Genomic DNA, 19,867 nt, shown 5'->3' with positions numbered 1-19,867 from the left:
AGCGGCAAAACCGAGGCGCGATCCGCCAGCGTCGTCAGGTGCGAGCCCTTCTGTGCGAGCGCCGGCCGTTGTCATCGTACCGACACACGCGCCCAGCAGGATCGGTAGTTCCGCGACATTCTTCCAGGGGCACACGTCATGCCGGAGCTTTCATACCCGCAATCGAGCGGGGTCAGTGGCAAGGGGCGCAATCTTGGCCTCGTGGTTTTCCTCGCCGTGATCGTAGTCGGCATCGGCTATTGCAGCATGCAGCTCGTGGGCGACCTGCAACCCGTGCGCGAAGGTTCCATCCTGCCGTATCTGCTACTCGGCGTCGCACTGCTGATCGCGCTCGGCTTCGAATTCGTCAACGGCTTTCACGATACCGCGAACGCGGTGGCGACCGTCATCTACACGCATTCGCTCGCGCCGAATCTCGCGGTGGTGTGGTCGGGCACATGGAATTTTCTCGGCGTGCTGACTTCGAGCGGCGCGGTCGCGTTCGGCATTCTGCAACTGCTGCCGGTTGAACTGATTCTGCAAGTGGGCAGCAGCGCCGGCTTTTCGATGGTGTTCGCACTGCTCATTGCCGCGATCATCTGGAACCTCGGCACCTGGTATTTCGGCTTGCCGTCGTCGAGTTCGCATACGCTGATCGGCTCGATCATCGGCGTCGGCCTGATGAATCAATTGATGCATGGCGCGAGCGGCACGAGTGGCGTGGACTGGAACCAGGCGCTGGGCGTCGGCAAGTCGCTGCTGTTTTCGCCGCTCATCGGCTTTCTCGCGGCCGGCCTGCTGTTGATGATCCTCAAAGCCGTTGTGCGCGTGCCCGCACTTTACGCCGAACCGAAGGGCAAGGAGCCGCCGCCGTTCTGGATTCGCAGTCTCCTGATTCTGACCTGCACGGGCGTTTCGTTTGCGCACGGTTCGAACGACGGCCAGAAGGGCATGGGCCTCATCATGCTGATCCTGATCGGCACCGTGCCGACGGCGTATGCGTTGAACAAGGCCGTCACGCCCGCTGAAACGCAGACCTTCGTCGCGGTCGCCCAGCAAACGTCGGCCGCGCTCGCGCGCTATACGAACGGCGCGCCGCCGTCGGCCAATCCGCGCGCCGATGTCGAAGCCTATGTGCGCACGCATCAACTCACGCCTGCAACCGTGCCCGCGCTAAAACAACTGACGGACGTGATCGCGCAGCAGGTCGGCGCCTCGGGTTCGATGGCCGGCGTACCGCAAGGCATCGTCGATAACGTGCGCAACAACATGTATGTCGCGTCGGAAGCGATCCGCCTGATGAACAAGGCGAAGCAACCGGCGTTCGCCCCGGAAGACGCGAAGGCCATCGACAACTTCAAGGCGCAAACGGATCACGCCACCAAGTTCATTCCGACGTGGGTCAAGGTCGCGGTCGCGATTGCTCTGGGCCTGGGCACGATGGTCGGATGGAAGCGGATCGTCGTGACTGTCGGCGAGAAGATCGGCAAGCAGCATTTGACGTACGGACAGGGCGCGTCCGCCGAACTGGTCGCGATGATGACGATTGGCGCGGCCGACATGTACGGTCTGCCGGTTTCGACGACTCACGTGCTGTCTTCCGGCGTGGCGGGCACGATGGCCGCGAACGGCTCGGGCTTGCAATGGGCGACGGTGCGCAGCCTCGTGCTCGCGTGGGTGCTGACGCTGCCGGTTTCGATCGCGCTCGCGGCGGGATTGTATTGGGTGTTTCGGGCGGTGTTCTGAGGTGTTATGCAGCTTCGCTCAGACCGCAGTGGTTTAGCGCCGCTGCTGCGGTCTGAAGGCGCCGACATGATACTGATGAGATTTGAGGCGATTAAGGCCCGCATTCGCCTCAAATCATGAGTCGATTAAAAGGCGCGCGCTTCTGAGTCGATCGCGCGCACGTAATCGACTCCCCCCTCAATAAACCTCAGGCACGATCATCGAAGCCGGCACCGGCTGGCGGCTGTACTCGTCGTGATAAACACGCGCCGGCAGTTCGACACGCGGATGCTCGATCTCGTGATACGGCACCTGGTTCAGCAGATGCTGGATGCAGTTCAGCCGCGCGCGCTTCTTGTCGACGGCCTGCACGACCCACCACGGCGCCTCGGGAATATGCGAGCGCTGCAGCATCACTTCCTTCGCCTGCGTATAGGCCTCCCAGCGGCGCCGGCTTTCCAGATCCATCGGACTGAGCTTCCACTGCTTCAGCGGATCGTGAATGCGGTTTTGAAAGCGGATTTCCTGCTCTTCGTCGGTGATCGAAAACCAGTACTTGACGATCTGCACGCCGCTGCGCACCAGCATCTTTTCGAACTCCGGCACGGAGCGGAAGAACTCTTCGTATTCGTCGTCGGTGCAAAAATTCATCACGCGTTCGACGCCCGCGCGGTTGTACCAGCTTCGATCGAACAGCACCATCTCGCCGCCGGCCGGCAGATGCGACACATAGCGCTGGAAATACCATTGCGTGCGCTCGCGGTTGTTCGGCGCCGGCAGCGCCGCGACGCGGCACACGCGCGGATTGAGCCGCTGCGTGATGCGCTTGATCGCGCCGCCCTTGCCCGCGGCATCGCGTCCTTCGAAAATGACCACAAGGCGATGCCCCGTCTCCACGATCCAGTCCTGCAGCTTGACCAGTTCGCCCTGCAGGCGGAACAACTCGCGGAAGTACATCTTGCGTGCTTCGCGGTTCTCCGGCGTGAAGGCTTCCGAACCGTCGAGTATGCGGTCGTCGACCTCCATCTCGAGTTCCTCGTCGTACGCGTCGATGAGGTCCTCCTCGAAACGGCGTTGCCGCTCAGTCAGCAACTCGGCTTCGGGTCTCGGGTCCTGCTCTTTCATTGCGGCTCTCCTGGCGACGGAAATGATCGGGCGCGCGGCGGCAAGCGCGACGCGGACGCGCCCGATTATCGGTGCGCCCGGTGTCAGCCGTGTTACCGTTCAGCCGTTTCATGATAGCGAGTTTTTCGCCGACGCCCGCGCGTCGCGCAACGGTTTCGCGAAGCTGAGTTCGTGGCCGTCCGGATCGCTGATATGAAAATAGCGCTCGCCCCAAGGCGCATCCGACGGCTCCAACGACGGCTCGAAGCCCGCCGCCAGCGCCTTGCGATAAACCGCGTCGACATCGGACACATAGACGATGACGCGGCCCCACCAATTCACCGGCGCACGCGGATCGGCGATCAGATTCAGATACGTTCCGCCGAATTCGAACGACGTGAACGCCGCGTCTTCTCCACCGAATTTGAGCGGGAAGCCAAGAGCCTGATAGAAGCGCACCGCTTGCCGCATGTCGCCGGTGGCGAGCGTAATCGCGCTGAGCGACTCGATGCGCGGCTCGGCATCGGACGATGGTGCAGGCACGTCGGAAGGCGTCGCAGACAGATTCATGGTGGCTCACTCCCTGGGTAGCGGCCGCGAATGGCTCGCGAGTACCGGAAAGTGTCTCACACGGCACGAAAAAAAGACCCCGGGCTCTTTCGAGCGCGAGGTCTTCCGTTAATTGTGAGCGGCACATCTCAACCCATGCACCGCTCACACAATCCGCACAACGCTTACTGGATAATCCGCGTCACGCCACGGCCACGCGGATCGGCTGCCGGTTCGGGCGTGTTGTCGTTGATCTTGATCGCCTGAATGTCGCCGTTGAAATTCTGCGCCTTCAGCGTATAGCCCTTTGCTTCGACGGCCTTTGCAAGCTCGCCGTCGATCGGCATATACGGCTCCCAGAAAATCGTGTTCGGCGGCAGCAACTGATGATGGAAACGCATCGCGGCGACCGCTTCCGGCAGCGGCATATTGAAGTCGTAGACGTTGTTGATCACCTGGAAGATCGACGTGAAGATGCGCGAGCCGCCCGGCGTGCCGATCACAAGCGACACCTTGCCGTCTTTCGTCAGAATGGTCGGGCTCATGGACGAAAGCGGGCGCTTCTTCGGTTCGATCGAATTGGCGTCGCTGCCCACCACGCCGAACATGTTGGCGACGCCCGGCTTCGCGGAGAAGTCGTCCATCTCGTCGTTCAGCACGATACCCGTGCGATCGGCGACCACGCCCGAGCCGAAGTAACCGTTCACGGTGTACGTGTTCGACACCGCGTTACCCCACTTGTCGACGACCGAGAAATGCGTGGTTTCCGCTTTCTCCGGCATCGACGTGCCGAGTCCCGGCTGCACGCTCTTCGTGTCCGACGGCGTTTCCGTATTGACCTCGGCGGCGCGCTTCGCGATGTAGGCGTCGTCGGTCAATTGCGCGACCGGCACCTTGTAGAAGTCCGGATCGCCGAGATATTGCGCACGGTCCGCGAATACGCGCTTTTCGATTTCCGCGATCAGATGAATGTATTGCGGCGAATTGAGCGGCACATCCTTGAAGTCGTCCGCGCGATCGGCTTTCATCTTCAGCAGTTGCACGAGGCCGATGCCGCCCGAGCTCGGAGGCGGCGCAGTGTACACGCGGTAGCCTTTCCAGTCGGCCTGAATTGGCTGACGCCATACGGCCTTGTACTGCTGCAAGTCGGCCTTGGTGATGAGGCCGTGACCACGCATGGACTCGGCGATCAGATCAGCCGTCTTGCCGGAATAGAAATCTTTCGCGCCCTGATCGGAAATCCGCTGCAATACGGCGGCGAGATCCGGTTGCTTGAAGTTGACGCCCTGCTTCATGTTGCCGAAGTACGTGTCGAAGTTCGTCTTGCCGGCGAATTCCTTGGCCGCCGCATCGCGGCGCTCCTGCAATTGCTCGCTGACCACGAAGCCGTCGCGCGCATAGTGGATGGCCGGCGCCAGCACCTGCTTCCATTTGAGCTTGCCGAAGCGGCGCTGCGCCTGCCACATGCCGTCGACGGTGCCGGGCACGCCCACCGCGCGATAACCGTACAGGCTCATGCCCTTGATGACCTCGCCCTTATCGTCGAGATACATGTTCTTCGTTGCCGCCAGCGGCGCGCGCTCGCGATAGTCGAGAAAGTACGGCTTGCCGGCCACGTACAGCGTCATGAAACCGCCGCCGCCGATGTTGCCCGCTTCCGGATAAGTCACGGCAAGCGTGAAGGCGATGGCCACCGCGGCATCGACCGCATTGCCGCCTTCCTTGAAAATCTGTTCGGCGGCATCCGCGCTGTACTCGTCCGCGACCGCGATGGCGGACGCGGTGAGAACCGCGGGCTGCGCTTTGACGGGCGGCTTCGCGACGGCCGGCGTGGCCTCGAGAAAGCCGAAGGAAACAGACAACACAGTGGCCAGTGCGAACACGCTGGCCGACGATCTGGCGTTGCGGAACAACCTCATTGTTAATCCCCCAAGACGACTGTTTCACCTGACGATAACGACAGTTCCCTTGGGCTTATAACATGCGAAGCGCCTCTTTGCGAAGCCGCGCAAATCCGTAAGGCACCTGCTGCGGCACACAAAGAGGCGTATGACTTCGATTAAACAGCAGCCGCCGGCGTGAGAACCTGCGAGGCCACTTCATCCACTGCGGCGCGAGCGAGCTTCACGATTTCGTCGACCTCGTCGCGCGAAGTCACGAGCGGCGGCGCGAAACCGAGGATGTCGCCATGCGGCATCGCGCGCGCAATCAGCCCGCGTTGCAACGCAGCAGCCGACACGCGCGGGCCGACCTTCAGCGCCGGATCGAACGGACGGCGCGCGTCCTTGTCGGCCATGAATTCGAGCGCGGCCAGCATGCCCACACCGCGCACTTCGCCGACGAGCGGATGCGAATCGAACGCGGCATGCAATTGCTCGAGCAGATACGCGCCGGTTTGCGCCGCGTTTTGCGTAAGATTCTCGCGCTCGAGAATATCGAGGTTCGCCAGCGCCGCTGCCGCGCAGACCGGATGTCCCGAGTAGGTCCAGCCGTGCCCCATCGGACCGAATTCCTGCGAAGCCTTGTCGATCACATCCCACACGCCTTCGCTCACAATCACGCCGGAGAGCGGCGCATACGCGCTCGTCAAACCCTTCGCGACGGTGATGAGGTCGGGCGTCATGCCGTAGTGCTGCGCGCCCATCTTCGAGCCGAGACGGCCGAAGCCGCACACCACTTCGTCGGAGATCAGCAGAATGTCGTGCTTCTTCAGCACCTCTTGGATCGCGGGCCAATAGCCGGCAGGCGGCGGCAGAATGCCGCCCGTTCCCATGACCGGTTCGCCGATGAACGCAGCGATCGTGTCGGCGCCTTCGCGCGCGATCAGTTGCTCCAGTTCCTCGACGCAATATGCGACGAACTGCGTTTCGTTCATGCCGGCCGGCGCATTGCGATACCAGTGCGGACACGTGGTGTGCTTGACGCGCTCGATCGGCAGGTCGAAGTATTGATGAAAACTCGGCAGACCCGTGAGGCTGCCCGTCACGATGCCCGAGCCGTGATAGCCGCGCTGCCGCGAGATGATCTTCTTCTTGTTCGGCCGGCCCTTCACGTTGTTGTAGTACCAGACGAGCTTGATCTGCGTTTCGTTCGCGTCCGAGCCCGACATGCCGTAGTACACCTTCTTCATGCCCTGCGGCGCCCAATCGATGATGCGCGACGACAGTTCGATGATCGTATCGGTCGAGTGGCCGACATACGTGTGATAGTAGGCAAGCTTCTTCGCCTGCTCGTAAATGGCCTCGGCAACTTCGGTGCGTCCATAGCCGATGTTCACGCAATAGAGACCCGCGAAGGCGTCGATAAAAGACTTGCCTTGATGGTCTTCAATGCGGATGCCTTTTGCGCCCGTCACAATGCGGCCCGGCAGCGCGCCGCTCGCGTGGTCGTGAGCATGCGTCGACGGGTGCATGAAATGCGCGCGGTCGGCGCTGAAGAGTTGATCGAGTTGTTCGGGCTGAGTCATCAAATGCTCCTTCGTTGAATGCGTGAATGAGTTAGGCGGCCGCGGCGCTGCGAGCGGGCAGGCTTTGCGTCACCGGCAAGCCGAGTTGGCCGAGGCAGAAATAGCGTGTTTCCACAAAAGGTTCGAAGCCTTCGGCGCCGCCTTCGCGGCCGAGTCCCGACGACTTGATGCCGCCAAACGGAATCGGCGCCCCCGTGAACTTGGCGCCGTTCACCGAGACCATCGCGAAGTCGAGGCGCCGAATCAGTTGAAAGACCGTGTTCAGATCGCGCGCGCAGACATATGCGGCAAGACCGTACTCGGTGTCGTTCGCGCGCTCGATTACTTCGTCCAGCGAATCAAATGGCGTGAGTGCGGAAATCGGCGCGAAGTTTTCTTCGTCGTAGATGCGCATGCCAGGCGCGGCGTCGGCCACCACGGTCGGCTCGAAGAACCAGCCGCCGCGTTCGTGCGCCGATCCGCCAACCGTGATGCGCGCGCCCTTGGCTTGCGCATCGGCGACGCGCTGCATGGTCGTGTCGAATGCGGCTTGATGCATCAGCGGGCCGACGTCCACATCGGCTTCGAGTGCCGAGCCCACTTTCAATGCGCGAACCGCGTCGCTGTATCGCGTGACGAACGTCTCGTACAACGGACGCGCAACGAAAATGCGATTGGCCGCGCAGCAATCCTGGCCCGACGTCTGGAATTTCGCGGCGATGGCGACGCGCACGGCCTGTTCGAGGTCGGCGTCTTCGGTGACGATGAACGGCGCGTTGCCACCCAGCTCCAGCGCCGTCTTCTTGATGCCCGCGTTTGCGACGGCCTGCATCACGAGCCCGCCGACGCGAGTCGAACCGGTGAAGCTCACCGAGCGCACGCGGGAATCGCCGACGAGCGTTTGCATCGCCATTTGCGGTTCGCCGAGCACCACGTTGAATACGCCCGCTGGAAAACCGGCTTCTTCGGCGAGTTGAGCGAGCGCGAGCGCGGAGAACGGCGTTTCATGCGCCGGCTTCACGACAACCGTACAACCGGCCGCGAGCGCGGCGGCCGCCTTGCGCGTGATCATCGCGCAAGGGAAATTCCACGGCGTGATCAACGCGGCAACGCCCACCGGTTCGATCACGGTGCCCAGTTGCGCGCCGTCGATATGCGTGGGAATGGTGCGCCCATTCAGACGCCGCACTTCATGCGCGAACCATTCGACGAAGCTCGCGCCATACGCAATCTCGCCGCGTGCTTCGGCGAGCGGCTTGCCCTGTTCGAGCGAGAGAATCGCCGCAAGGTCGTGCTGATGGCGCAGGATCAGTTCGTGCCAGCGCAGCAGCAACGTCGAGCGCTTCGCGACCGGCAGCCAGCGCCACGCGGAAAAGGCACGCTGCGCGGCATCGACGGCTTCCGTGATCTGCGCCGCGTCGAGCATCGGCACATGCCCGAGCACTTCCTGATCCGCGGGATTGCGCACGGCGACACTTGCCGCGCTTGCGCTATGCACCCAGCGCCCGTCGACGTAACACAGCGATTTGAACAGAACCGGATGACCCAGCAACATGACGACCTCCTGTGTGCGATGTATGTCTGTCACTGTACGTTGAGCGGCCTCGCGGTTTTTTCGGTTCGCGTGCGCCGAAGCCGGCGTTTTTTCCGTAATGCGCGGCGGCGCGTGGTGTTTTTTCGGCAGCGTCGCCGCGTGCTTCAACTGTCGTCGCCGAACGATTCGTCGGCCCAGTCGGGCACACCTTCGGGCATGCTTTTCACGACCTTCGTGACGATGTACGTGAAGTACTTTTCGATACCCAGTTCAGCCGTGAGCAAGGAATCGATAAACCGCTGATAGTGGTCGATGTCGCGCGCCATCACGTGCATCACATAGTCGACGCCGCCGCCCGTCGCATGGCATTGCACGACTTCGGGCGACGCGCCAATGCGTTCCTCGAAACGCCGCATGTCCTGCGCGGTATGCCGCGCGAGCGTGACCTCGACCACCACGCGCGCGCCCTTGAACGCGCGCAGCCAGTCGACGTCGGCGCGGTAACCGCGAATCACGCCGCTGTCTTCGAGGCGCTTGACGCGCTCCCATGCCGGCGAAATCGACAGATTGATTTCTTCCGCGAGGCGCGACTTCGTGATGCGTCCGTCGCGCGCAAGAATCCGCAGAATCGCCAGGTCGTAGCGGTCGAGTTTCATCGCGCTCAGACGCTCACCGGTATGCCGCGCTCGACGACATCGGCGACCACCGCAACCGTATCGCCGATCCGCACGAGCCCCGGAAAATGCCGCGCCGCGAGCAGGCCGCCGCGGCGTGCACGATATTCGACCGGCGCAACGCCGGTGCGCGACGCATCGTAGATTCGCGCGATCACCTCGCCGCTTTCCACCATCTCGCCGAGGTCCTTGCACAGTTCGAGCAGCCCGTCGTGTTCGCTGGTGGTAAAGCAGGTGCCGTCGGGCATATCGAGCAATGTGGTGGTGCGTGCCGCTTGCTCGCCCGGTTCCTGAACGAGAATGCCCGCGTGCTGCAAAAATCCTCGCACGCCGCGAACGGCGATCGCAACGCTTTGCGCGGTGGCCGTGCCGCCGCCGCCGAGTTCCGTCGATACGAAAACCTTGCCCGCTTCCTCGGCCGCGGTATCGAAGAGTCCAACGCTGTCGAGTTCCAGCATACGCATCGAATAAGGCGCGCCGAATGCGCGCATCGCCGCTTCGCAGCGCGCCTGCTGCCGCTCATCGGACAGCAGATGGATCGCGGCGAACGGCACGAAGTCCAGCGTGCGGCCGCCGGCGTGCAGATCGAGCACATAGTCAGCGAGCGGCAGCAAATGGCGCTGAAAGTAATCGGCGATCTTTTCGGTGACGGTGCCGTCCGGCTTGCCAGGAAAACTGCGATTCAGATTGCCGCGATCGATCGGCGACGTGCGACTGCCCGCGCGAAACGCCGGGTAGTTCATGAACGGCACGATAATCACGCGGCCTTTCACGTCCGCGGCTTTGAGCGTCGACGCGAGTTGTGAAAGCGCGATCGGCCCTTCGTATTCGTCGCCGTGATTGCCGCCTGTGAGCAACGCGGTCGGCCCTTCGCCGTTGCGAATCACGGTGACGGGAATCATCACGGCGCCCCACGCGGACGCATCGTGCGAATGCGGCAGTTTTAGAAAGCCATGCTGTTCGCCGTCGACATTGAAGTCGACGGTCGGCTGAATAGGCGAGGCGCGCATATGCACTACTCCTTCACGAACAGCTTGCGCGGCGTATTGCAGAACGTCTCGACACCGTTCTCCGTGATCAGGATGCTTTCGGTAATTTCGAGTCCCCAATCGTCGAGCCATAGGCCCGGCATGAAGTGAAACGTCATGCCCGGTTCGAGCACGGTCTTGTCGCCTGGACGCAGGCTCATGGTGCGCTCGCCCCAATCCGGCGGATAGCTCGCGCCGATCGGATAACCGCAGCGGCTGTTCTTTTCGATGCCGTATTTGTGCAGCATCGCGAAGAATGCATTGGCGATGTCCTCGCAGGTGTTGCCCGGTTTCGCCGCGGCAAGCCCGGCCTCGATGCCTTCCACGACCGCGCGTTCGCCGTCGATGAAATGCTTGGGCGGCTTGCCGAGAAACACCGTGCGCGACTGCGGACAGTGGTAGCGCTTGAAGCAGCCGGCAATTTCGAAGAACGTGCCCGCGCCTTTCGCGAACGGCGTGTCGTCCCACGTGAGATGCGGAGCGGCGGCGTCCGCGCCGGTCGGCAGCAATGGCACGATGGCCGGATAGTCGCCGCCGTAACCGTCCACGCCGCGAATGCCCGTCGAATAGATCTCGGCCACCAGATCGTTCTTGCGCATGCCCGGCTCGATTCGCTCGACAATGCGCTCATGCATCGCCTCGACAATGCGCGCCGCCACGCGCATATATTCGATTTCACGCGGCGACTTCACTGCGCGTTGCCAGTTCACGAGGCTCGTTGCGTCATGCCATTTCGCGTTGGGCAGATGCTGGACGAGCGAGCGGTAAGCCGCTGCGCTGAAATAGTAGTTATCCATTTCGACGCCGATTCTCAGCGCGCCCCAGCCGCGCGCTTCAATCACATCGCGCGCGAGGTAGTCCATCGGATGACGCACGGCCGACTGCACATAATGATCTGGATAACCAACTATATGGTCGTGCTGCATGAACACCGTGCGCTTCGCGCCGTTCGCGTCCTGACCGCGGCCGAACCATACCGGCTCGCCGTCGAGCGCAAGCAGCACGCATTGGTGCACGTAGAACGACCAGCCGTCGTAGCCGGTCAGCCACGCCATATTAGTCGGGTCCGACACGATCAGCAGTTCGATCCCGGCGGCCTGCATCGCCTTGCGGGTCTTGCCGATACGTGCGTCGTATTCCGCTCGTTCGAACGGCAGGCGTACAGCCAACGCCTGATCGCTCACATTGCGTTCCAGTTGAGTTGTCTCGGACATCGTCCCCTCTTAGCGCTCTACATCGTTACGAAAAACGGTTCCTGCGTTCGCGGCTCGCGCGCGCTGCAAGGCGAGCGCGGCAATCGCCGTGTCCTGTGCGCCGGTGCCGGTGAGATCGCAGATCGTCACGTCCGTATCGCTCGTCCGGCCCACGGCCTTGCCCGCGATCACTTCGCCCAGCTCGGCAATCGACGCGTCGGTCTTGATCGCGCGCGCATTCAGCGCATGATGCAATTCGCCCAGTACGCGGGTTTGCTGCACGCGATCGCAGATGTAGCGCGCCGCCGCCAATGCCGCCGGCGCGATCTCATTCTTGTGCTCGGCGTCCGAGCCCATTGCGGTGATATGCAAACCGGCGTGCAGATGCGCGGCTTCGATCAGCGGCGTGCGGCTCGGCGTCGTCGTGATCGCGACGTCCGCTTCGGCCAGCGCATGAGCGACATCGCGTGCGGCTTCGCAGCGCACGCCGAGCGTTGCGGTCATCTCTTCGGCAAACCGCTCTGCGTTGGACCGATTGCGCGCCCACACGCGAACGTGTTCGACGCGGCGCACCAGCATCAGCGCCTGCAGTTGCAGACGCGCCTGTTCGCCCGCGCCGAGCACCGCGACTTGCGGCGTGTGCTGCTTCGCGAGCCAGCGCGCCGCGACTGCGCCGGCGGCTGCGGTACGCACCGCCGTCAGATAGCCGTTATCGAGCAGCACCGCTTCGGTCAGGCCGGTCTTTGCGGACAGCACCAGCATCAAGCCATTCAGGCTCGGCAAACCGAGCGCCGGGTTATTAAAGAAGCCCGGACTCACCTTGATCGCGAAGCTGTCGAAGCGCGGCAGATAAGCGGTCTTGACATCGACCTCGCCGTTTTGCGCGGGCAGATCGAGACGCAAGATCGGCGGCATCGCGACATCTTCCGTAGCCAGCGCGAGGAAGGCGGCTTCGACCTGATCGATTGCCGCGAGATCGAGCGGCACGAGTTCGCGAAGCTGCGCTTCGCCGAGCAATGTGATGGACGTCATGAGCTTTGATGAAAATGGGATTGCGCGGGCATCGCATTGACGATGCGGCGATGCAGATCGATGTCGATATTCGCGCCGGTCACAATGATGACCAGCGGGCCGCGTTCAGCACGCGTGTCGTGCAGCAAGCCGTCGAGCAGCGCGGCGATGCCGACTGCGGCCGCGCCCTCCACGACGAGACGCTCATGCTGATAGGCATGCACGATGCCGCGCGCAATCGAGTCTTCATCGAGCAACAACGTGCTGTCGATGAGATCGCGCGTGAGCTGGTACGTATAGCGGTTTTTGAGGCCGATGCCGCCGCCGAGCGAATCGGCCAGCGTATCGAGTTCCTCGACAAGCACGGGCCGTCCGGCTGCGAGACTCGCATGCATCGCTGCGCCGCGCGCCATCGTCACGCCGGTCATGCGAATCGCGCGATTCGCGCTTCGGGCCGCGAACGCGACGCCTGCAAACAGACCGCCGCCGGACAACGGGACGGCGATATGCGCGACGTCCGGCAACGCTTCGACGATCTCGAGCCCGATGGTCGCCTGCCCCGCGATCACGTTGAGATCGTCGAACGGGGGCACATAAGCAAAGCCCTCTTCGCGCACGAGCCGCAGCGCTTCATGCTCCGCATCGTCCTGGCTTTTGCCGACAATGCACACTTGCGCGCCGAGCGCGCGCACGGCCTCTACTTTGTTGCCGGGCACGAGCGCCGACATGCAGACCGTCGCCTCGATACCGAGCGCACGCGCCGCATGCGCCACCGCACGCCCATGATTTCCCGTCGATGCAGTGACGACCTTGCGACAGCCCTGCTCCACGAGTTGAGCGAGCGCGTTGGTCGCGCCGCGCAGCTTGAAGCTGCCGGTGGGCTGCACCGTTTCGAGCTTGAGGAACACCGGCGCACCGGCAATGGCCGACAGGCTCGGCGATTCGATGAGCGGCGTGCGCAACACGCGCCCCTCGATACGGCGACGCGCGCGATAGACATCGGCCAGCGACAGAACAGCGGACATGAACTCGGCCCTGCACGAAAGGGTTAATCCGATGCCTGCGCTGCTTCACGACGACTAACGCGTCATGCCGGCTGCGGCCGCATCGTTTGAATGCAGCCCAGTCTAATGTTCTAAAAAACGATTTCTATTGTCCTAGTTCATTTCCCGCACACTGCGCGAGCCATGCAGCGTTTATGTGAAATCGTGCACCTGAGGATACTGCTCGAACACCTCGCGCATCGTGTCGAGCGCCGCCTTGTAGGTATCGTCGCTCACTTCCGCGCCGACACACACGCGCACTGCGTTCGGCCGGTCCGCGCCGCGCACGAGAAACGGATCGGCGGAAGTCACCGCGATGTCGCGATTGCGCAGTTCCCGCACGAGCCGCTCGGCCTGCCAGTGCTCGGGCACGCGCAGCCACGCGGACAGCGCTTGCGGATGCGCGCCAAGCACATAGCCGCCGAGCGTTTGCTGAAGCAGCGCCTGGCGTCTTCCCAGGCGTTCGCGCTGAACCTGCACGAGGCGCTCCGCTGTGCCGTCGACGATCCAGCGCGTCGCGACCTCGGCCATCGGCGACGTGGCCATCCAGCTACTCACGCGCAACACGCTTTCCGCGCGTAGCGCGAGCCGCCGCGGCGTGGTCAGATAGCCGATGCGCAAGCCCGTCAGCACCGACTTCGTCATGCTCGTGCAGTAGAACGACAACTCGGGGATGAGGCTCGCAATCGGCGTCGCGGCCTTGGCGGGCAACGGTCCGTAGACGTCGTCCTCGATCACGTACACGCCGTAGCGCTCCGCAATCCGTGCGATCGCCCGGCGGCGCGAGTCGGGCATCATCGCGACAGTGGGATTGTTCAGCGTGGGCGTGCAGACGAGCGCACTGATCCGCTCGCTGTCGCACATCTCTTCGAAATGCTCGGGATGGATGCCGTATTCGTCGATCTCGAGTCCCTTGAGCGTGAAGCCGAGCACGTTGGCCGAGCCGATCACGCCGTGATCCGTGAGGCTTTCGCACAGCACGGTATCGCCGGGACCGACGAGCGACGCGAGCGCGAGAAAGATGCCGTGCGCCGCGCCGTTCGTCACGAGCAGCGTATCCGCCGAAGCCGGCATGCCCAACGACGCGAGCCACGCCACGCCCGCCTGCCGATGATGCTCGAAGCCCGCGATCGGCCGGAATGCGCGAATCCACGGCTGGTCGTCGAGCGTGGACAGCGTCGCGCAGACCTTGCGCCACATCGCATCGTGCTCGGGCGTATGAATGATGCGCGCAATCGAAAAGTCGACCACCGAGCGCTCGGCCGTGTCGAGCATGTAGTTCGACATGGTTTCCGTGACCCGCGCCGCAACGAAACTGCCGCGCCCGACCTCGCAGCGAATCAGCCCTTGCCGCTCGAGCTCCTTATAGGCGTTGGTCACCGTCTGCACGCTGATCGCCAGTTCCGCGGCGACATCGCGCTGCGGCGGGAGCCGCGCGCCCGCAGGCAGCGACGCGCTTTCTATATCGCCCGCAATCGCCTTCACCAGCCGTTTGTATTTCGACTCCACGCCGTGCACCGCACGCACCGCATCACGCCACTGCCCAATCACTTGCATCCTCCGTCATTCGATGTCGCGAGCCCGTGCGACGAGTTACCGCGCCCGTCCTGTCGTCGTATACCCTTGCCCGACAACCGCGTATAAGCCCGCCATGCCGCCTATTCACGCTTCTCATACTGCCGCGAAACAGGCCCGGAAAATTATTGTCCTAGAGCAATCGGATTAAAAAATTGGCTTTGTATGCTGCATTCAGGGTTGCGGCGGAAGGCCGGGCAAGACGCCTAATTCATCGCCTAATTCATCACCTCATTCACCACTGCTATCAACGGAATCGATATGAAAGCGAAGCGCACTTCAGGATTGCTGGGAGCCCTCTGCGTCGCCGCGGCGACCCTGAGCATGGCGGCGCAACATGCGTCGGCTGAAACGACGTTGCAGCGCATCCAGCGCACCGGCGAAGTACGTATCGGCTACGCGAACGAAGCGCCGTTCGCGTACACGACGCCGGACGGCAAGGTGACCGGCGAGTCTCCGGAAATCGCCCGCAAGATTTTTGCGCGGATGGGCGTGAAGAAAGTGGACGGCGTGCTGACCGAATGGGGCTCGCTGATTCCTGGCCTGCGCGCGGGCCGCTTCGACGTGATCGCGGCCGGCATGTACATCACGCCGGAGCGCTGCAAGCAGGTCGCGTTCGCGAATCCGCAGTATCAGATCCAGGACACGCTGCTCGTGCCCAAAGGCAATCCGAAGAATCTTCATAGCTACGCGGATATCGGCAAGCAGCCCGACATCAAGCTCGCGGTGATGGCCGGCGCGGTCGAACTCGCCAATTCGCGCGATGCCGGCGTGAAAGACGCCCAACTCATGCAAGTGCCCGACACGACCGCGCAATTGCAGGCCGTGCGCGCGCGCCGCGCCGACGCCGCGGCGGGCACCGCGTTGACCATGAAGGGCCTCGCCGCGAAAGCCTCCGACCAGGTGGAAGCGGTTGCCAATTTCAAGGGCGACCCGAAGCACACCGGCTACGGCGCGCTCGCGTTCCGCCCGGAAGACACGGACCTGCGCGATGCGGTCAACAAGCAATTGCACGATTGGCTCGGCACGCCCGATCATCTGCAAACCGTCGGCGCATTCGGTTTCGACAAAACCAATCTGACGACGCGCACCGCCGCCGACATCTGCGGCAAGTAAGCGAGTCTCGGGCGTGCCGGCCACGCCGGCTCTGAATTCAAAGGCGTGTGCACGCGCACATGCCGTCATGCAAGCGAGGACCCGCCATGCGTGAACTGTTTCCCCTGCTGCTTCAAGGCACACTCGTGACGGTCGAGATCGCCGCGCTGGCCACGGTGCTCGCGATCGCGATGGCGTTTATCGCGACCGCCGCCAAGCTCGCGCCGTGGACGCCGCTGCGCTGGCTCGGCAATGCGTACGTCGAGATATTCCGCGGCACCTCGTTGCTCGTGCAACTGTTCTGGTTTTTCTTCGTGCTGCCGCTGCCGCCGTTTCGCATCGAAATGACGCCGTTTACGGTGGCTATCGTCGGACTCGGTTTGCATTACGGCGCGTACGGTTCCGAGATTTTGCGCGGCGCGTTGCGTTCGGTGCCCGGCGGACAATTCGAGGCCGCGCTCGCGCTCAACATGTCGCCGCTCACCAGAATGCGCCGCATCATATTGCCGCAAGCGATGATCAATGCGCTGCCGCCCGCGACCAATCTGATGATCGAGTTGCTCAAGGGCACCTCGCTCGTGTCGCTGATTACGCTCTCCGATCTGACGTTTCGCGCACGGCAACTCGACGAAGCGACCTTCAAGACCGCGGAGATTTTCATGCTCACGCTCGTCATCTACTTCGTGCTCGCGCAGATTCTGGTTGCGTTGATGCGGCATTTCGAGCGCCGCGTGAGCCACGGCATTCTCCAGAGGGCCGCCCGATGAGCAGCTTCTTCGACCTGCATTACGCGGAGCAGATTCTGCCGGCGCTGTTGCGCGCGTCGATGTACACGATCTTCATCACGTTGATCGGCTTTGCGATCGCGCTCGTGCTTGGCCTCGTGCTGGCCGTGCTGCGACGCAGTCCGGTCAAGGCAGTGTCGCGCACAGTCGGCTTTATCGTCGAATTCATTCGCAGCACGCCGCTGCTGATTCAGGTCTACGTACTGTTTTATGTGCTGCCGGTGTATGGCATCACGATGTCCGCATTGACGGCGGGCACTGTCGGTATCGCGCTGCATTACGCGTGCTACACGTCGGAGGTGTATCGCGCGGGACTGAACGGCGTGGCGCGCGGCCAGTGGGAAGCGGCGTGCGCGTTGTCGTTGTCGCCGTGGCGCACGTATAGCGGCGTGATTCTGCCGCAGGCGATTCGCCCGGTGATTCCCGCGCTCGGCAATTACCTGGTGGCGATGTTCAAGGACACGCCGGTGCTGTCGGCGATTACCGTCGTCGAATTGATGCAGCAGGCGAAGAACATCGGCTCCGAAACGTTCCGCTATCTCGAGCCGATTACGCTGGCCGGCATCTTCTTTCTGTTAATCAGCATCACGTTCGCGCAACTCGTGCGGCGGCTCGAATACGGTCTGAGGTTGCCATGACCGTGAGAACCGACGTCGACACCCCGACCCCGCCGCATTCGGCCTTATCCGTGGAGAACCCGATGAAACGAGACGATCCCGCTTCCGTACTCGACCCGCAGGCCGGCGCACCGGGCGAGGCGCCCATGGTGCGCTTCGCCGGCGTCACGAAGCGCTATGGCGCGCTGACGGTGCTCGACGAACTCGACCTGGATATTGGCCGCAACGAGAAAGTCGCGATCATCGGTCCGAGCGGTTCGGGCAAGTCGACGTTGCTGCGCGTGCTGATGACACTCGACCCGCTCACGGGCGGCATGATCGAAGTAGACGGCGAGCCGCTCACGCATATGCGCAAGAACGGCGAGCTGGTGCCCGCATCGCTGAAACATTTGCGGCGCGTGCGCAGCAAGATCGGCATGGTGTTTCAGAGCTTCAATCTGTTTCCTCACATGACGGCGCTCGCGAATACGATAGAAGCACCGATGCAGGTACTCGGCCTTTCGCGCAAGGAAGCGACCGAGCGCGCACGCGATCTGCTGTCGCTCGTCGGCCTCGAGGACAAGTGCAATCACTATCCGTCGCAGTTGTCGGGCGGTCAGCAACAGCGCGTCGCGATTGCGCGGGCGCTGGCGATGCGGCCCAAGGTGATGCTATTCGACGAAGTGACGTCGGCGCTCGATCCCGAGTTGTGCGGCGAAGTGCTGAACGTGATTCGCCGGCTTGGCAGCGAGCACAATCTGACCATGCTGATGGTCACGCATCAGATGGGCTTCGCGCGCGAATTCGCGGACCGTGTGTGCTTTTTCTCGCAAGGCAAGATCATCGAGCAAGGTCCGCCGCAGCAGTTCTTCAGCGCGCCGCAGCATGAGCGCACGCAGCAGTTCCTGCGCGCGGTGAAGGAAGCGGTGTAGCGTCAGGGCGGCGCTTATCGCGCCGCTTCATGCGGTCACGCGGTGCCGCGGCGGCCGCGTGCGATTTCATCGCCGGCGTCGTGCGGCAGGCGCGCGGTGACCGGAATCGACAGGAACGAGAACAGACCGACCACCACGAACGCCGGCCAGAAGTCGGAGAACACGATGCTCGAATGGCCCTGCACGTTATGCGAAATCTGCAGCACGATGCCCGCGATGGTCACGCCGAGCCCGAGTGAAATCTGCTGGATCACGCTGGCGACACTCGTCGCGCGGCCGACGTCGCGGCTCGGAATGTCGGCATACGCCAACGTGTTGAGCGAAGTGAACTGAAGCGACGGAAAGAAACCGCCGAACAGCACGACACACCAGATCAACCAGTGCGGCGTGCCGGGAAAGAACAGGCCGTAGACTGCAATCGCCACGCCCGCACAGCCCGCGTTGAACATCAGTACCGTGCGAAAGCCGAAGCGTCCGAGTATGCGTGAGGCTGCCGCCTTCATGAAGATCGAGCCGAACGCGGAAGCGCAGGTGATCGAACCCGACACGAATGCGGTCATGCCGAGACCTTCCTGCAACGCGAGCGGCAACAGATACGGCACCGCGCCGAGGCCAATGCGAAAGAGCGATCCGCCCGCCACGCTCGCGTGAAAACTGGGAATGCGCAACAGGCGCAGATCGAGCACCGGCGCTTCCACGCGATTCGCGTACAACACATAAATCACGAGCAGCACGACGCCGACGCCGCACATGCCGAACGACACCGGGTTCGACACGAGTTCGCCGCCCACCAGCGAAAGCCCGAGCATGAAGAGCGACGCGCCGCTCGCGGACAGCAGAAAGCCGGTCCAGTCGAGCGGGCCCGGATGCGCTTCGCGCACATTGGCGATGTGCTTGTTCGCCAGCCAGATGCCGAACAGGCCGATCGGAATATTGACGAAGAAGATCAGCCGCCAATGCAGATACGTCGTGATGAATCCGCCGAGCGGCGGACCGACCACCGGCCCGAGCAACGCGGGCACCGTCAGATAATTGACCGCACGTATGAAGTCCGACTTCGGCACCGAACGGAAGATGATGATGCGGCCGACCGGGACCATCATCGCGCCGCCAATGCCTTGCACGAAGCGCGCGACCACGAACATGCCGAGCGACGTGGACGCCGCGCACATCAGCGAGCCGGCCATGAAAATGCCGATCGCCGTGCGAAACACCGTGCGCGAGCCGAAGCGGTCCGCGACCCAGCCGCAAATCGGAATGAATACGCCGAGGCCGATCACATACGCGGTAACGGCGAGCTTTAGCGTGATGGGGTCCTGACCGAGATCGCGGGCCAGCACGGGCAGCGACGTCACGATAACCGTGCCGTCCACGTTTTCCATGAACATCGCGCACGCGACGATCAGCGGGACGATGAAAGCGCCTAAAGCGAAGGGCATTGGCAGGGCGACGGGTGACAAGGCCGTCGGCGTAAAGCGTCGATTATGGCATTGCATCGGCGACGCATGTTGTTGCCGATGGTGCTCGTATAGACCTTGAACGACAAAGAGCCGGCATCGAGCCGGCTCTTTGTCGTGTGCGTCAAACGCGCTTAGCGAG

At 62.9% G+C, this 19,867-nt stretch carries 17 protein-coding genes; 5 read left to right on the top strand and 12 right to left on the bottom strand.

The annotated features are described in order from the left end of the window. Positions 1-138: 138 nt before the first annotated feature. A complete protein-coding gene (locus tag P0D87_RS19780; protein ID WP_006049610.1) occupies positions 139-1,725 on the top strand; it encodes an inorganic phosphate transporter in 1,587 nt (528 codons plus the stop codon). Between the two features lie 177 nt (positions 1,726-1,902). Here the strand turns inward: P0D87_RS19780 and ppk2 are convergent, their stop codons facing one another. From ppk2 to ehuR, 11 genes are all read right to left on the bottom strand, one after another. Continuing rightward, on the bottom strand, positions 1,903-2,829 hold the full coding sequence (gene ppk2 / locus P0D87_RS19775) for a polyphosphate kinase 2 (RefSeq protein WP_006049611.1): 927 nt from the start codon (positions 2,827-2,829) through the stop codon (positions 1,903-1,905). A 108-nt stretch (positions 2,830-2,937) separates the two neighbouring features. Then, positions 2,938-3,378: a VOC family protein gene (locus tag P0D87_RS19770; RefSeq protein ID WP_006049612.1), complete on the bottom strand. Its 441-nt coding sequence runs from the start codon at positions 3,376-3,378 to the stop codon at positions 2,938-2,940. Between the two features lie 164 nt (positions 3,379-3,542). Next, positions 3,543-5,276, bottom strand: a complete 1,734-nt coding sequence (gene ggt, locus P0D87_RS19765) for a gamma-glutamyltransferase (RefSeq protein ID WP_006049613.1) — start codon at positions 5,274-5,276, stop codon at positions 3,543-3,545. Between the two features lie 140 nt (positions 5,277-5,416). Next, a complete protein-coding gene (locus P0D87_RS19760) occupies positions 5,417-6,823 on the bottom strand; it encodes an aspartate aminotransferase family protein (RefSeq protein ID WP_006049614.1) in 1,407 nt (468 codons plus the stop codon). Between the two features lie 31 nt (positions 6,824-6,854). Beyond that, on the bottom strand, positions 6,855-8,357 hold the full coding sequence (locus P0D87_RS19755; RefSeq protein ID WP_006049615.1) for an NAD-dependent succinate-semialdehyde dehydrogenase: 1,503 nt from the start codon (positions 8,355-8,357) through the stop codon (positions 6,855-6,857). Positions 8,358-8,500: 143 nt separating this feature from the next. After that, positions 8,501-8,992, bottom strand: a complete 492-nt coding sequence (locus tag P0D87_RS19750) for an Lrp/AsnC family transcriptional regulator (RefSeq protein ID WP_006049616.1) — start codon at positions 8,990-8,992, stop codon at positions 8,501-8,503. 5 nt (positions 8,993-8,997) lie between these two features. Next, a complete protein-coding gene (gene doeB, locus P0D87_RS19745; protein WP_053859973.1) occupies positions 8,998-10,020 on the bottom strand; it encodes a N(2)-acetyl-L-2,4-diaminobutanoate deacetylase DoeB in 1,023 nt (340 codons plus the stop codon). Positions 10,021-10,025: 5 nt separating this feature from the next. Then, positions 10,026-11,252, bottom strand: a complete 1,227-nt coding sequence (gene doeA / locus P0D87_RS19740) for an ectoine hydrolase DoeA (RefSeq protein ID WP_029966822.1) — start codon at positions 11,250-11,252, stop codon at positions 10,026-10,028. Positions 11,253-11,261: 9 nt separating this feature from the next. After that, positions 11,262-12,263 carry a cyclodeaminase gene (locus P0D87_RS19735; RefSeq protein ID WP_053859972.1) on the bottom strand — a complete coding sequence of 334 codons (1,002 nt, stop codon included), beginning with the start codon at positions 12,261-12,263 and terminating at the stop codon, positions 11,262-11,264. Beyond that, the gene (gene eutB / locus P0D87_RS19730; RefSeq protein ID WP_053859971.1) at positions 12,260-13,267 is read right to left on the bottom strand and encodes a hydroxyectoine utilization dehydratase EutB; all 1,008 of its coding nucleotides are present in this window, start codon (positions 13,265-13,267) and stop codon (positions 12,260-12,262) included. The genes P0D87_RS19735 and eutB overlap by 4 nt, the downstream gene beginning before the upstream one ends. 171 nt (positions 13,268-13,438) lie before the next feature. Then, positions 13,439-14,842, bottom strand: a complete 1,404-nt coding sequence (gene ehuR / locus P0D87_RS19725) for a MocR-like ectoine utilization transcription factor EhuR (RefSeq protein ID WP_029966828.1) — start codon at positions 14,840-14,842, stop codon at positions 13,439-13,441. Positions 14,843-15,121: 279 nt separating this feature from the next. Between ehuR and ehuB the strand changes: the two genes are divergently transcribed. The 4 genes from ehuB to ehuA all read left to right on the top strand — a co-directional run bounded on the left by ehuB (position 15,122) and on the right by ehuA (position 18,268). Further along, positions 15,122-15,976 (top strand): ectoine/hydroxyectoine ABC transporter substrate-binding protein EhuB, encoded by an 855-nt coding sequence (gene ehuB / locus P0D87_RS19720; protein WP_006049622.1) that lies wholly within the window; start codon positions 15,122-15,124, stop codon positions 15,974-15,976. A gap of 86 nt (positions 15,977-16,062) precedes the next feature. After that, a complete protein-coding gene (gene ehuC, locus P0D87_RS19715; protein ID WP_029966830.1) occupies positions 16,063-16,722 on the top strand; it encodes an ectoine/hydroxyectoine ABC transporter permease subunit EhuC in 660 nt (219 codons plus the stop codon). Further along, positions 16,719-17,378, top strand: a complete 660-nt coding sequence (gene ehuD, locus P0D87_RS19710) for an ectoine/hydroxyectoine ABC transporter permease subunit EhuD (RefSeq protein ID WP_053859970.1) — start codon at positions 16,719-16,721, stop codon at positions 17,376-17,378. The genes ehuC and ehuD overlap by 4 nt, the downstream gene beginning before the upstream one ends. A 62-nt stretch (positions 17,379-17,440) precedes the next feature. After that, positions 17,441-18,268 (top strand): ectoine/hydroxyectoine ABC transporter ATP-binding protein EhuA, encoded by an 828-nt coding sequence (gene ehuA, locus P0D87_RS19705; RefSeq protein ID WP_053859969.1) that lies wholly within the window; start codon positions 17,441-17,443, stop codon positions 18,266-18,268. Positions 18,269-18,303: 35 nt separating this feature from the next. Here the strand turns inward: ehuA and P0D87_RS19700 are convergent, their stop codons facing one another. Beyond that, on the bottom strand, positions 18,304-19,707 hold the full coding sequence (locus P0D87_RS19700; protein WP_053859968.1) for an MFS transporter: 1,404 nt from the start codon (positions 19,705-19,707) through the stop codon (positions 18,304-18,306). Positions 19,708-19,867 lie beyond the last annotated feature (160 nt).

It is taken from the genome of Paraburkholderia sp. RL17-368-BIF-A, assembly GCF_046054045.1.
GTDB classification, from domain to species: Bacteria; Pseudomonadota; Gammaproteobacteria; order Burkholderiales; family Burkholderiaceae; genus Paraburkholderia; species Paraburkholderia graminis.
The sequence above is the reverse complement of the archived record's forward strand: the minus strand, read 5'-3'. Positions and strand labels throughout refer to the sequence as shown.